Raw genomic sequence first — 14,001 nt, 5'->3', positions numbered from 1 at the left:
TTCTATTCTTCTTGTTCTTCCTTTATCTTCTCAACTTCTGTTTTCATTTTAGGATATTTGATCCGAGAATGGAAGGTGCTACTTAAACCGCTGATCAATGATTTTTCCACTTTTCGGATTTCTTTCAAGGTCAGTCCACTATCGTCTAATTGACCATCGGAAATACGCTCTTCGATAAGATTATGGACAAAACTTTCGATTTTTTCGCTCGTCGGATGATCCATTGCCCGTACTGCAGCCTCACAACTGTCAGCAATATTGACGATCCCTGCTTCGCGACTTTGCGGTTTTGGTCCAGGGTAACGGAATTGCTCTTCTGTTACTTCCGGATTGCGTTCTTTCGCTTTGATGTAGAAATAACGCATTAGCGTGGTTCCATGATGCTGTCTGCAAATATCGATCACCATTTGCGGCATATTATAATCTTCCAATATTTTGGCTCCATCTGTCACATGTCCAAAGATAATATGTTTACTGTCTTCTGGCAATAAGAAATTGTGCGGGTTTTCCGCTCCTGAAGGCAAGTTCTCAACGAAAAAGCTAGAATGTTTGATCTTGCCGATATCATGATAATAGCAAGCTACTCGAGTTAGCAAAGAACGTCCGCCGATTTCTGCTACAGCGTTAGCACTTAGATTAGCTACCATCATACTATGATGATAAGTACCTGGCGCTTCTTCCAGCAACTGTTTCAATAAAGGATGATTTGGATTGCTGAGTTCATTTAATACAATTACACTGTCATCATTGACCATCAATTCAATATATGGGTGTAGACCGATCGTCAGCAAGAATGAGAAGAGTGCACCAGTGAACCCGCAGACAAGCATTAACCAAGTCGTTGCATCACCAAAGCTCATTCCTTGATAGACGATCAAAATGACATCCATCATCACAGGAAAAATAATGACCCACATGGCAGCAGATAATCCTTGTTCTGAGATCCGTTTACGTCTGACAATCGTTGCCATGAGCCCAGAGAAAACATAAGACATCAAGATAATCGTTAGAAAGTTCGTGCCAATCGAATCATAAAAAATGAAAAGTGCGGATACTGCTTGGAAAATACCAGCCATGATCCCTGCTCTTCGATTCAAGAAAAAGCTTAAAACAAGTGGTGCAAAAGCAGCGGGATAAAACAGCGGGATATAAGTAGCTTGTTCCGTTTGGAATAATTGGAAAAATTTCATCAGCACTATGCTGACTGACATAGCTGTCACATAGAAAAGCACGTATTTTGTTCTTTCTCCTGCATTTTGGAATTGAAGTGAATTATAAATCAGTACGCCGATTTGAAGCAAAACAGCTAAAACCATGGCAATTAGCGGAAAAATCGAAGTTGTTTGATTAGTCAGTCCTAGTAATTCCAATTTTTTCATAGCTGAAGCATCGATTTGATTACCTTCACGAACAATGATTTCTCCTTGGAAGATCATCACTGGTTGTACAGCTTCTCGTGCGGATTGTTTCAATTCTTCTGTCTTTTTCTCATTCAATACGTCATTCACTACGATACCTTGATCCACTAAGTAGCGAATCATTTGTTGTTGTGCTGGTGTGACATTCAAATATTGGATTTGCTCTTCTGCTTCTTGTTTAAAAGCTTCCAATTCACTTTCACGAACTTGTTTGCTCATCTGTTCGTCAATGAGCTTCAGACTCTCATCCCTCACAGTATGGATCTCAGTTTCAGTCATTTCAAATATCGTCGAATAAAAATTGTTCGGTAGTTTTTGATAAAACGCAACATTTTCTGCATTCACATTTTCAAAATTTTTCTTCAACGCGGCGATCCGCTCTTCTGTAGTAGGCTTTGGGATATTTTCATCTTCCTTTGCCTTATCAATCTTTTCGTCATAAGATTTGTTTATGGCATCATTCGTCTTATCGATCAATTCAAATAGTTGCTTGATCCGATTATTCTGGTCATCTGCAAGATCTTTTTGGTAAGTGTATTCTGGAGTGACTGCTTCTGCTGCCAGTTTTCTTTTTTGTTCGGTTTCTTCCGTGTTCTCGATCGTTTTGTTTGCACGGATACTTTCTTCTGCTACTTGGCCTTCTCTGAAATCATTGGCCTTTTGTTTGACACTACTAAATGTAACGCCGCAGATAATGATAAAAAACAAGAACAGCAGGAAAGGCAATGCTGCCTTTCCAAGTTTTTCTTGTAGTTTCTGCAGTGTTTTATTCAACATGTGCTTATCCTCCTAAGCAAAGCTTATTCTTGATGGAGATCTGCCTTTTCATAAGCTTTGATGATTTCGGCAACTACAGGGTGCCGAACAACGTCACTTGCTTCAAAATTAACAAAATCGATTTTCTTGATTTGCTTTAATGTTCGTTCTGCATGAACAAGACCACTTGTTGTCCCTCGAGGCAGATCAATCTGACTCGTATCTCCATTGACAATCATTTTTGATTGATAACCAAGACGTGTCAGGAACATTTTCATCTGAGCAACTGTCGTGTTCTGTGCTTCATCCAAAATAACGAATGCATCATCCAATGTCCGCCCCCGCATGTAAGCTAAAGGAGCAATTTCGATCACGCCTCGTTCCATCAATCGGTTCGTATGATCTAATCCAAAAATTTGGTATAAAGCATCATAAACAGGACGCAGATAAGGATCTACTTTTTCTTTTAGATCCCCGGGAAGAAAGCCTAGATTTTCCCCTGCTTCCACAGCAGGCCGCGTCAAAATGATTTTTTGCACTTCACCTTTTTTCAAGGCAGCGATTGCTAATACTACTGCAAGAAAAGTTTTTCCTGTCCCGGCTGGTCCTACGCCAAATACGATATCATGTTTGGCTACCGATTCGACATATTTCTTTTGGCCGCTGTTTTTTACCCGTATAGGTTTTCCATTACGGTCTTTGACGATCTCTTCCTCATACATCTCAACAAAATAATCTAATGTGCCTTTTTGCCCCATTTTCAGTGCCGTCACGACATCTGGTGTACTTACATGGATTCCTCGTTTGATCAATTCCTGCAATGTCCGAATGACTGAGGCAGCCAAGGAAATCTGGGATTGTTCACCAATGATCTGAATGATTTCTCCACGTGTATGGATGGTTGTTTCTGTTGTTTCTTCAATCAGTTTTATATGCTTGTCGTGTGCACCTAAAAGCATGCTGACATCATCAGCAGCCGTCAATCTAATCTCTAAAGAACTAGACTCTTCCGTCAAAAATAGACATCCCCTTTTTTTCGATTCATTCTTTCCTATTTTACCATACTCAGAAGAAACTATATAGCAAATAAGAAAAGGTTCTAAAAGAGTTGCTTAACCATAAGTACCAAGAAACGTTAAAAAATAGCTGCTTCCATTCTCTAAAGGTCTCGTTTGAATAAAAAAAGCTGATCATGTAAGCTATGCATAAGATAGAGGACAAGTATTCCGTCTAACTTAGCAAGTATTCTCTGGGTATTTTTCTTGTTTCAAAAAAAGAAAACAAAATATTTGAAATATTCTTGCATTTCAAAAAAAACAGGTGTATTATAACGTCAACAAATAAATATACAGCAAAGCGTCGAGGAAAACAGTAGGCTATTCAGCGATTTATTCCCAGTGAGTCATGTAAGTGAGAAATGACAATAAATCGAATAGACGAACATCATTTCCGAGTCAATGTCGAAAACGTAGATCATTGTGGCTGCCTCCATTATCAGGCTAGCGGATAACTTTATCGAAAAGCGTCCGTGAATGAAGAAGCTTTTTTAAGCGAAAAAAGGTGGTACCGTTCTAGAATCTAGAGCCCTTTTCCCAAGTGGAAAAGGGCTTTTTTTATATTTTAAGGTGGTGGTTTTCATGGAATCTGATATTAGTGGTATTTCTAGTTTCTGCAACGTTTATTTTGTTACTCAAAATGATAATTATTGGAGGAAAAATTTATGGAAGAAACAAAAACTTATTCATGGAAGCAATTATTGATGGTCAGTTCACTTATCTTCGGGATGTTCTTCGGGTCAGGTAATCTGATCTTTCCTGTCCACTTAGGTCAAATGGCTGGATCAAACTGGATCAGCGCTGGTGTAGGATTTGCCATCTCAGGCGCTCTTTTCCCATTATTAGCTATCTTAGCTGTAGTAGTGACAAAAAGTGATGGTCTGTATGACTTAGCTAAACCTGTCGGAAAATGGTATGCTGCCTTGTTCTTGATCCTTGTTCATTTAACGATCGGACCATTCTTTGGTACACCGCGGACAGCAGCAACTGCTTTTGAAATGGCTGCTAAACCCTTTTTGCCTGAAAAATATGATTCATTAGGTATGTTTTTATTCTCTGCTCTTTTCTTTTTACTTGCTTATTTCCTTACTGTACATCCAACACGTTTGGTCAAATATGTCGGAAAGTATTTAAACTCCTTGTTTCTTGCATTATTAGCTATCATTTTTGTCGTTTCTTTATTCCAACCCATGGGGAATCTAAACCAATCTGCTGCAGATTCTTATCAGACGAACGCTTTGACAAATGGCGTTTTAGAAGGATACAACACGGTTGATGCAGTAGCTTTACTTGCTTTAAGTGTCACTTTTGTCCATGCAGTTCGTGATCTTGGTTTTAAAGATAAAAAAGTCACAGAATTAACAGCAAAAGCTGGTAGCCTGAGCGTTGCGTTAGAAGTCATGATTTATTTTGGTCTGGTCCTTCTCGGTGCGATGAGTTTGAATAAGATGTCTTTATCAGAAAATGGCGGAACTGCACTTTCTCAGATCACTAATTTTTATTTAGGTAACTTCGGTGCTAGCTTCTTAGGGGTAATGGTCACATTAGGTGTCTTCACTACCGCTATGGGACTCGTTGTTTCTTTTGCACAAGATTTCCATAAACTGTTCCCTAAAGTCAGTTATATGACATGGCTGCGGTTAACGACTTTTGTCTCTTTTGTCGTTGCGAATGCCGGATTGGATAATATCATCCAATGGTCTTTACCAGTATTGATGCTTTTGTATCCATTGTCACTTGCGTTAATCTTGCTTTCCTTAACAGCAAAATTCTTCCAAAAGAGTCCATTTGTCTATCAAGTAACGATGTTCTTTTCTGCCGTTCCAGCCGTATTGGATATGTTGGCAAATTCGCCTGCATTAGTGAGTCAGCAAACTATCGTAGCAAGCTTACTAGGATTTTATCATCATTATGTTCCTTTTGCTGCATTAGGACTTGGCTGGGTCGTCCCAACGTTGCTTGGTTACGCTGGCAGCTTACTCTTTTATTATGTATATCGCGTATCAGGATATAAACAAGAAGCAAGTGAGTTACCAGAAGAATAACCAAATCAAACACAATTTAACATAAGAGATCTTAAACAGGAAAAAAACAGCTAGAAGAAAGAATCTTATTCTTTCTTCTAGCTGTTTTTTAGTTCTTTTTTTACGAACACAAAAAACTGCGGACAATCACTGTCCGCAGTTTAAATGATAAAATTAAGATTGTAATAGTTCTTTCACAATCGCATTCACTTGGTTTCCATCTGCTTTTCCTTTGACTTTAGGCATAATTGCACCCATAACTTTGCCAAATTCTTTCATTGATGAAGCACCAGTTTGAGTGATTGCTTCTTGAACAAGTTGTCGAATTTCTTCGTCGGAAAGTTGTTCCGGCATATATTTTTCGACTATTACAATTTCACTTTTTACTTTTTCAGCTAAATCGTCACGTCCTGCTTCTTCAAACTCATGCAAAGAATCACGTCGCTGTTTCATTTCGCGAGACAACACCGTTAGTTCTTCTTCTTCTGTCAAGTCGTGACCTTCTTTAATCTGCTCGTTTTGTATAGATGACTTGATCATTCGGATGACTTGTAAAGATTCCTTATCTTTCGCTTTCATCGCTGCTTTCATGTCATCGTTTAATCTACTTAGTAGTGACACACTACCAACTCCAATTCATCACAGAACTAGAATTTTTTGCGTTTTCTAGCTGCTTCAGATTTTTTCTTGCGTCTTACACTTGGTTTTTCGTAGAATTCACGTTTACGAGATTCTTGTAAAGTACCCGCTTTTGACACGGAACGTTTGAAGCGACGAAGAGCATCGTCAAGTGATTCGTTTTTGCGAACGACTGTTTTTGACATGTTAATTCCCTCCCTCCGAGCTTAAAAAGTAACCGTAATTGTTATTGAAATATATCTCAAAAAACAAGACTGTCCTGTAAATATTATATCTAATGCTGTTTTGACCGTCAAGGAAATCTTGCTTTTTTTTAAAATTATCAAATGTTATTTTATTTAAATCCTTATTGACAATTTTCACATCTTCCGAAAATCTCGAATCTATGCCCTTCGATCGTGCATCCACCTAGCTGTTCTTCGAAATAATTCATCGGACACATATGGATTTCTTTCGTTGTTCCGCACACTGTACAGATAAAATGATGGTGGTGGCCGATTTCCCCCTGACAGCAATGAAAACGAAACTTCATTTCTCCATTTAAATCGGTTTCTTCCAGTAAATCGATCTCTGCAAAATCATGGAGATTCCGATAAATCGTATCATAACTTACACCTTTGAATTCCTGATTCATATAGTCAAAAACTTCTTTAGCAGATACGTAGCGGTTACGCTTCACTAAATAAGTTAACAATGCTTCTCTTTTTTTAGTATATTTAAAACCGTTATTTTTCAATGTTTCTAATGATTGTTCGATCAATGTCTGTTTTTTCATGACTTATTCCTCCAAATCAAAATGATTACGAAGTACGCATTCTAGAGTATGGTATAATAAACATAAAAAAAATGCAAGTGAGGTTTTATCCATGTCTTCCGATTCTACAGAAATCGTTACTTTTTTTGTCATCTCCGACTCTGCTGGAGAAACTGCGACAAAACTAGCGCAAGCTACTATGGCTCAGTATCCTACCGTTGAGTTCAACCTATTCCGCAGAACGTTCGTGACAGATGAAAAAACATTAAGGCAGGCATTGCAAGATGCATTAGAAGAAAAAGCACTTGTCCTGCATACATTAATCAATCAAGAACTGATCGAGATAACACGTTCTTTTTGTGAAGAACATCAATTATTTAGTTTCGATGTGATGACGCCACCGATATCAGAAATTGAACGTTTAACTGGTATCAAGCCAATTCGGCAACCTGGTGCCCTCCATTTATTGAATGAGAACTATTTCAAACGGATCAAAGCAATGGAATTTGCTGTAAAATACGATGATGGGAAAGATCCTCGTGGTTTTTTAGAAGCAGATGTCGTTTTGCTAGGCGTATCCCGAACTTCCAAAACGCCTTTGAGCTTGTTTTTAGCAAATAAAAATTTAAAAGTTGCCAATTTACCTTTGATTCCCCAAGCACATATTCCCAAACAGCTGTGGGAAATCGATCCTAAAAAAATCGTGGGACTGACGAATAACCCAGATATTTTAAATAATATCCGTAAAGAACGGATGCGCTCTTACGGATTAAACCCTGATACTGCTTATTCCGATATCGAAAAAATTAGAGCTGAACTCGATTTTGCGAATGATCTTTATGAAAAACTAGGATGTGTAGTGATCAATGTGGCATCTTTATCTATTGAAGAAACGGCTTCGCTTATTTTGAATGCTTTAGACCTAGAAGATCATAGTTATTATGGAACTGAAACAACAGAAAAAAGCGATTAATCATTTTTGTCTTTTTCTTAAAAAACACTGGAGTGTGACAACGAAATTTCTTCGTTGTCACACTCCAGTGTTTATCTATTTGCACCTATCGTTATTGATGTTCCACATGTTTGAGTGTCTGGTTCAAAATATCCAGTACATGAGAATCATCAAGACTATACAAAATCGCTTTTCCCTCGCGATGAGACTTGACGACATGATTTTCTCTTAATAAACGTAGTTGATGCGATACAGCAGACTGCTCCATTTCCACTGCTTGGGTGATTGCTGTCACATTTTGTTCCCCGTCTTTCAGATATAGCAGAATTTTAAGACGAGTGGGATCACTCAACATTTTGAATAATTGACTGACTTTCTCTACTTTTGATTTTTGCGTGTCTGGCAATCCATTCACCTCCAACTTGAAAAAAGACTGACTTCTAAAGTTTACCACTTTTTCCATCAGTCTCAAGTTTTTTATTCTTCTGTCATCTTTTTGATAATCGCTTCATAAGAGGCTACTTTTTCGGCTGCGTCTTCTGTAGAGCTTCCTTTTACACCAATATAAAACTTGATTTTCGGCTCAGTTCCTGAAGGGCGGATAGCAATCCAGCCATTTTCTTCCAATGTATATTTCAATACGTCGGATGGCGGTGTTGTGAGTTTTTCTACGTTTCCTTCACGGTCTGTTCGCGTCAATTCTTTAAAGTCTTCTGTTTGAATAACTTTTGCTCCGGCAAATTTTGTCGGTGCTTCTTTACGGAATTTTTCCAACAAAGCAGAGATTTTCGCAGAACCTTCTTGTCCGCTCATTGTCACAGAAATCGTTTTTTCTGCGAAATAGCCATAGGTTTCAAAAATCGTTTGCAAGCCGTCATACAACGTTTTGCCTTGTTTTTTATAGTAAGCTGCTACTTCTGCTAATAAAAGCAATGCTTGGATCGCGTCTTTATCGCGAACAAAAGGTTTAACTAAATAACCATAACTTTCTTCGAATCCAAACATAAAAGTATGTGAATGGTCTTCTTCAAATTGTTGGATTTTTTCAGCAATGAATTTAAACCCTGTCAACACATTGAACATGGTAGCACCATAGTGTTCCGCAATTGCTGTAGGCAATTCGCTGGAAACGATTGATTTCAATACCGCTGCGTTTTCTGGTAAAGTCCCCCGTGATTGATGTGCTTCCAAAATATATTGAGCAAACAATGCTCCGATTTGGTTCCCAGTCAATACTTCATAAGAACCATCTGGCAAACGAACCGCTGCGCCTAAACGGTCTGCATCAGGATCTGTTGCAATCAGCAAGTCAGCTCCTTCTTTTTCTCCAAGTCGTATAGCATATTCAAAAGCTGAATGTTCTTCTGGATTTGGCGATTTGACCGTAGTGAAATCTGGATCTGCCACAGCTTGTTCGGCAACTAGTACGAATTGTTCAAATCCAGCTTGTTTCAACGCACGTTCGCCCAACATTTTCCCTGTTCCATGAAGTGGTGTGTACACAAGTTTCAAATCTTTCCCCATTGTTTCCACCAATTCACGATCAATCGTCACTGCTTTGATTTCTTCTAGATAAGCAGCGTCCACTTCTTCTCCGATGATCGTGATCAACCCGCTATGTTTAGCTTCTTCGTCAGATAATACTTCGACTTTTAGCGGATTGCTGACTTCACGGACATATTTCGTCAATGCATCTGCGTCTGCAGGAGGCATTTGTCCGCCATCTTCTCCGTAGACTTTATATCCATTGTAAGCCGCTGGGTTGTGAGATGCGGTTACCATGATTCCCGCAAACGTCTTCAAATGACGAACTGCAAAAGAAAGCTCTGGTGTTGGACGCAGACTTTCGAATACATAAGACGGGATATTGTGATGTGCTAGTGTTTTGGCTGCTTCCATTGCAAATTCTGGTGACTGATGGCGTGAGTCATAAGCGATAGCGACACCTCGGCGTTTTGTTTCTTCACCTTGTGTATCCATGAAACGTGCTAGTCCTTCTGTTGCTTGTCTTACCGTATAGATGTTCATTCGATTGATCCCAGGTCCTAAGATTCCCCGCATGCCTGCAGTACCGAATTCCAACGGTGCATAAAAAGCATCTTCAAGTTTTTCAGGATCTTCACCCAGATCATTTAATTGTTTTTTTAAGTTTTCTTCTAAATTTTCTTCATGTACCCATTGTTCATACACTTGTTCCCAAGACATGAAAATAACACCTCTTTCTGAAATATGGTTCTTAATAAGTATAGCATTCACTTATTAGATATGAAAGTATGAGGACCAAAAAACGCTTAAATCAAGAAAGGATTCTTTTATCAAAAGGTGTTGGACGTGTTCGCATAAATCAGATTCAGTAAATTTCACGCGAAAAAAAAGAGTAAAAGAACAATTGAACCCGTTCTTCTACTCTTTTTAAACTTATGCTGTTGTTTCTTCCAAAGACTCCAAGTATTTATACACTTGTTGTCCAGCAATACCGCCGTCACCAACAGCTGTAGTGATTTGTCGCAAATCTTTTTCACGAACATCTCCGATGGCAAAAACGCCTGGCATATTCGTTTTCATTTCGTTGTCTGTTGGAATCCAGCCAGCCTCGTTCGTCAAACCTGCTTCTCTAAAAGGTGCAGTTAATGGATCCAGTCCAACATAGATGAATACTCCGTCTGCTGCTAAATCAAATTCATTGCCGGTTTTGACATTACGTGCTTTCACACCTGTCACTACCATTTCGTTTCCAACGATTTCGTCAACGACTGTATCCCACATAAAGGAAATTTTTTCATTTGCAAATGCACGGTCTTGGATGATCTTTTGTGCACGTAATTCATCTCTACGGTGGACGATCACTACTTCAGAAGCAAATTGTGTCAAATAGATGGCTTCTTCTACTGCTGAGTCCCCACCCCCGATGACTACTAGACGTTTGTTACGGAAAAACGCACCATCACAGACTGCACAGTAAGAAACGCCTCGTCCAGCAAATTCTTCCTCGCCAGGTACGCCTAATTTACGGTGGATACATCCTGTTGCGATAATGACTGTTTTTCCTTCGTAACTTTTATCTTCACAGATGACTTCTTTATGGCTGCCGTGATCCTTGATATCTTGAACGATTCCATAAGCATTTTCTGTCCCAAATCTTGAGACACTTTCATACATCTTATAAGCTAGATCGGGGCCCATGATCGAATCGAATCCAGGATAATTTTCGATTTCTGCCGTATTGTTCATTTGGCCGCCAGGGGCACCTTGTTCGATCATCAATACGGATAAGTTTGAACGTGAAGCATATAAAGCAGCAGTCATCCCAGCAGGACCTGCGCCAATAACGATTACATCATACATATGTAGATTCTCCTTTACTTAATCAAGTAAGCATACTTTACAGCCAATGCGAAAAAAAGTCTATTGTTCTGCTTGCGTTTCTCGAATAGCTTTATTATACTCGAAAAATCCGCTGAAAAACAATAGACTTTTATAAATCATTGATCAATCGTTCGAAAGATTTTCTCCATTTGAATCAATTACTTTTTTATACCAGTTGAATGATTTTTTCTTTGAACGGGCTAATGTGCCATTTCCTTGGTTATCACGATCGACATAAATGAATCCGTACCTTTTCTTCATCTCACCGGTACCAGCTGATACTAAATCGATACATCCCCAAGTCGTATAGCCTAATAGATCGACTCCGTCTAGTTCTACTGCATCCTTCATCGCCTGGATATGCGCTGCCAGGTAATCGATTCGGTAATCATCTTCCACATAACCATTCTCATCTGGCGTATCGACTGCACCTAAGCCGTTTTCTACAATAAATAATGGTTTTTGATAACGATCATAAATATCATTCATCGTTATTCTCAAGCCTAATGGATCAATTTGCCACCCCCATTCACTTGCTTGCAGATATGGATTTTTGACAGAAGCAAAGATATTTCCTGCAGTCTGTTCCAAGAGTTCGTTGTCGGTAGTCGAAACTCGGGAAGAATAATAAGAAAAAGAGATAAAATCAACAGTATGTTCTTTCAGCAATGCGGCATCCCCTGGTTCCATTTCGATCTGAATGCCATTTCGCTCCATTTCTTTCAATGCATAAGCGGGATATTCTCCTCGTGACTGGACATCAATGAAGAAATAATTTTCTCGATCTGATTTTCTAGAAGCCCAAACATCTTCAGGATTGCAAGTGTATGGATAATATGCTCCTGCTGCCAGCATACAGCCTACTTTGTTCTCCGGATCTACTTCATGAGCAATCTTCGTTGCGATGGCACTTGCAACCAACTCATGATGTGCCGCTTGATATTTGATTTGTTCTTCATTTTCTCCTTCTTCAAAATACAGCCCTGCGCCCATGAATGGTGCATGAAGGATCATATTGATCTCATTGAATGTCAGCCAATATTTGACAAGTCCTTTATAGCGATTGAAGATGACTCGGCACAGATTTTCATAAAAACCAACGAGTTCTCTGGAACGCCACGCACCATATTCTTTGATCAAATGCATTGGACAATCAAAATGCGTAATCGTCACAAGTGGCTCAATTCCGTGCTTTTGGCATTCTTTAAAGACATCCTCATAAAATTTCAAGCCAGCTTCATTTGGTTCTTTCTCATCCCCCATTGGAAAAATACGACTCCAGGCGATAGACATTCGATAAGTCTTGAACCCCATTTCTGCAAACAAAGCAATATCTTCCTTATAACGATGATACATATCGATTGCAATTTTTGCTGGATAAAAATGATCCTCATCAAATTCAAACATTTTTTTCTTTCCGGTGATAACAGGAAAACGGTCTTTTCCGATTGGCACCACATCTACGTTTGCTAGTCCGCGTCCACCTTCATCATAACCGCCCTCACATTGATTGGCTGCTGTAGCACCGCCCCATAAAAAATCTTTTCTGAATCCCATTATACTTCCTCCATTATATGTGTATTACTTGATAATTCTCTTGCCAGTTCATCTTGAACTTCGATTCCTTCTTCTTTTAATCGGCTGATTGTTTCCTTGAATTGCGGTAAATACTGCTGGTGTGCAATAAATAACTCATCCATGATCCGTTTTGCTGTCTTTCCTGATCGTATAAGCGGATTGATCGTAAACGCCTGTAAAGCTGTCCCATAATCACCAGTCACAGCTGCTTCGATCGTCAGCAATTCCATATTCTTCATTACCTGCAACCAGCCTCTTTCAGCAGCAGGAAGAGAACCAAACGCTACATTTCTCGCTCCTTGTGCGCCAACATAGGCAGTGACTTCTACTACACAATCTGCCGGGAGGTCAGGAACAGCTCCATCATTCTTTGTAGATACAACGATCTGTGTTTCTTTATTTCCATAGATTGAAGCAATCGTTTCACAGGCAGCGTCTGAGTAATAAGCGCCACCTCGTTTTTGCAATTGTTCAGGTTTATGGTCTAATTCTGGATCTTTGTATAATTCAAATAGCTCTGCTTCTGTTTCTTTCACTTGCTGCGCTCTTGTACCAATCGTTTGATATTCTTCTAAAGCATGTTCCAGCATTTCTTCTTCACGGTAGTAATAGCGGTGGTAGCCACAAGGGATCATGTTCATTTGTTTTAATTGTTCTTTGAAAAACGGGATATCAAAGATATTTTTCGGTAATCCATTATCTTCATCGTATAAACGATCAATCAATTCTGCCGTGCGGTCATTTCCTTTATTATCTGCTACTTTGTGCCAATGGAAATGATTTAGACCGGCAAACTTGTAGATCAGCTCTTCTTTTTTCTTGCCAAGCATTGCTGGTTCTGTCATCATCGCCATCACTGGCACATTGCATAATCCAATCACTTTATCCCATTTGCCATATCTGATAACTGCTTCTGTCACCATCCCACTTGGGTTCGCGAAATTGATCAGCCAAGCATTTGGACATAAACGCTTCATGTCTTCAACGATTGCCAAAACGACTGGCACGGTACGAAAAGCTTTGAATATCCCGCCAGCACCATTTGTTTCTTGCCCAATCATCCCATAATAACTAGGGATCCGCTCGTCTTTGATTCGTGCATCTAATTGACCGACACGAAACTGAGTCGTAACAAAATCCGCATCTTTCAATGCTTCTTCCCGATCCAGAGTTGCATAGATTTTGACTTCATACGGAGAAGCATCCCACATACGCTGAGACATCTGACTAACGATCTCAAGCTTTTCTTTTCCTTCTTCTACATCTACGAGCCAGATTTCTCGTATCGGTAATTCCTCATATCTTTTGATAAATCCTTCCATCAACTCAGGGGTGTAACTGCTGCCTCCACCAATCGTAGCGATTTTGATTCCTTTTGCCATGTTCTCACTCCTTTACTTTTTTACACTTTCATTATCTTTTTTGTAAACAAAACAAACAATAGAAATCCGTTTCTTTC

12 protein-coding genes are annotated in these 14,001 nt (G+C 39.2%); 2 read left to right on the top strand and 10 right to left on the bottom strand.

The genetic code is table 11. From position 1 onward, the window contains the following. Nucleotides 1-2: 2 nt before the first annotated feature. Together OS139_RS03600 and OS139_RS03595 are read right to left on the bottom strand one after the other, a co-directional pair. Entirely contained in the window at nt 3-2,195 is a 2,193-nt protein-coding gene (locus tag OS139_RS03600; protein ID WP_002331551.1) for an HD family phosphohydrolase, read from the bottom strand. Between the two features lie 23 nt (nt 2,196-2,218). Continuing rightward, nucleotides 2,219-3,190: a PhoH family protein gene (locus OS139_RS03595; RefSeq protein WP_002291698.1), complete on the bottom strand. Its 972-nt coding sequence runs from the start codon at nt 3,188-3,190 to the stop codon at nt 2,219-2,221. A 704-nt stretch (nt 3,191-3,894) separates the two neighbouring features. Here OS139_RS03595 and brnQ point away from each other — a divergent pair. Continuing rightward, nucleotides 3,895-5,274, top strand: a complete 1,380-nt coding sequence (gene brnQ / locus OS139_RS03590; protein WP_002331552.1) for a branched-chain amino acid transport system II carrier protein — start codon at nt 3,895-3,897, stop codon at nt 5,272-5,274. A gap of 153 nt (nt 5,275-5,427) precedes the next feature. On the opposite strand, the gene OS139_RS03585 is transcribed toward brnQ, so the two are convergent. From OS139_RS03585 to OS139_RS03575, 3 genes are all read right to left on the bottom strand, one after another. Then, nucleotides 5,428-5,874, bottom strand: a complete 447-nt coding sequence (locus OS139_RS03585) for a GatB/YqeY domain-containing protein (protein ID WP_002287318.1) — start codon at nt 5,872-5,874, stop codon at nt 5,428-5,430. Nucleotides 5,875-5,900: 26 nt separating this feature from the next. Then, the gene (rpsU, locus tag OS139_RS03580; RefSeq protein WP_002287321.1) at nt 5,901-6,077 is read right to left on the bottom strand and encodes a 30S ribosomal protein S21; all 177 of its coding nucleotides are present in this window, start codon (nt 6,075-6,077) and stop codon (nt 5,901-5,903) included. 161 nt (nt 6,078-6,238) lie between these two features. After that, the gene (locus OS139_RS03575; RefSeq protein ID WP_002287322.1) at nt 6,239-6,667 is read right to left on the bottom strand and encodes a Fur family transcriptional regulator; all 429 of its coding nucleotides are present in this window, start codon (nt 6,665-6,667) and stop codon (nt 6,239-6,241) included. 91 nt (nt 6,668-6,758) lie between these two features. On the opposite strand from OS139_RS03575, the gene OS139_RS03570 reads away from it, so the two are divergent. Next, nucleotides 6,759-7,619, top strand: a complete 861-nt coding sequence (locus tag OS139_RS03570; RefSeq protein WP_002296156.1) for a pyruvate, water dikinase regulatory protein — start codon at nt 6,759-6,761, stop codon at nt 7,617-7,619. Nucleotides 7,620-7,710: 91 nt separating this feature from the next. On the opposite strand, the gene OS139_RS03565 is transcribed toward OS139_RS03570, so the two are convergent. The 5 genes from OS139_RS03565 to OS139_RS03545 all read right to left on the bottom strand — a co-directional run bounded on the left by OS139_RS03565 (nt 7,711) and on the right by OS139_RS03545 (nt 13,924). Next, a complete protein-coding gene (locus OS139_RS03565) occupies nt 7,711-8,061 on the bottom strand; it encodes an ArsR/SmtB family transcription factor (protein WP_002321425.1) in 351 nt (116 codons plus the stop codon). A gap of 14 nt (nt 8,062-8,075) precedes the next feature. Continuing rightward, entirely contained in the window at nt 8,076-9,803 is a 1,728-nt protein-coding gene (locus tag OS139_RS03560) for a phospho-sugar mutase (RefSeq protein WP_325066802.1), read from the bottom strand. Nucleotides 9,804-10,016: 213 nt separating this feature from the next. Next, nucleotides 10,017-10,943: a thioredoxin-disulfide reductase gene (gene trxB / locus OS139_RS03555; protein ID WP_002296150.1), complete on the bottom strand. Its 927-nt coding sequence runs from the start codon at nt 10,941-10,943 to the stop codon at nt 10,017-10,019. Between the two features lie 144 nt (nt 10,944-11,087). Next, entirely contained in the window at nt 11,088-12,521 is a 1,434-nt protein-coding gene (locus OS139_RS03550) for a 6-phospho-beta-glucosidase (protein WP_002289178.1), read from the bottom strand. Then, the gene (locus tag OS139_RS03545) at nt 12,521-13,924 is read right to left on the bottom strand and encodes a 6-phospho-beta-glucosidase (protein ID WP_002299462.1); all 1,404 of its coding nucleotides are present in this window, start codon (nt 13,922-13,924) and stop codon (nt 12,521-12,523) included. Before OS139_RS03545 ends, OS139_RS03550 begins: the two co-directional genes overlap by 1 nt. Between the last annotated feature and the right edge of the window lie 77 nt (nt 13,925-14,001).

This window comes from Enterococcus sp. E4-223, assembly GCF_035727065.1.
GTDB lineage: Bacteria > Bacillota > Bacilli > Lactobacillales > Enterococcaceae > Enterococcus_B > Enterococcus_B faecium.
Note: the sequence above shows the minus strand (reverse complement) of the source record. Positions and strands in the feature narration are given on the sequence as shown.

What these genes read in the sequence shown, in the direction of transcription:
- OS139_RS03600 (WP_002331551.1), bottom strand. Translation starts at nt 2,195, where the DNA reads ATGTTGAATAAAACACTGCAGAAACTACAAGAAAAACTTGGAAAGGCA.
- brnQ (WP_002331552.1), top strand. Translation starts at nt 3,895, where the DNA reads ATGGAAGAAACAAAAACTTATTCATGGAAGCAATTATTGATGGTCAGT.
- rpsU (WP_002287321.1), bottom strand. Translation starts at nt 6,077, where the DNA reads ATGTCAAAAACAGTCGTTCGCAAAAACGAATCACTTGACGATGCTCTT.
- OS139_RS03575 (WP_002287322.1), bottom strand. Translation starts at nt 6,667, where the DNA reads ATGAAAAAACAGACATTGATCGAACAATCATTAGAAACATTGAAAAAT.
- OS139_RS03570 (WP_002296156.1), top strand. Translation starts at nt 6,759, where the DNA reads ATGTCTTCCGATTCTACAGAAATCGTTACTTTTTTTGTCATCTCCGAC.
- OS139_RS03565 (WP_002321425.1), bottom strand. Translation starts at nt 8,061, where the DNA reads ATGGAAAAAGTGGTAAACTTTAGAAGTCAGTCTTTTTTCAAGTTGGAG.
- OS139_RS03560 (WP_325066802.1), bottom strand. Translation starts at nt 9,803, where the DNA reads ATGTCTTGGGAACAAGTGTATGAACAATGGGTACATGAAGAAAATTTA.
- trxB (WP_002296150.1), bottom strand. Translation starts at nt 10,943, where the DNA reads ATGTATGATGTAATCGTTATTGGCGCAGGTCCTGCTGGGATGACTGCT.
- OS139_RS03550 (WP_002289178.1), bottom strand. Translation starts at nt 12,521, where the DNA reads ATGGGATTCAGAAAAGATTTTTTATGGGGCGGTGCTACAGCAGCCAAT.
- OS139_RS03545 (WP_002299462.1), bottom strand. Translation starts at nt 13,924, where the DNA reads ATGGCAAAAGGAATCAAAATCGCTACGATTGGTGGAGGCAGCAGTTAC.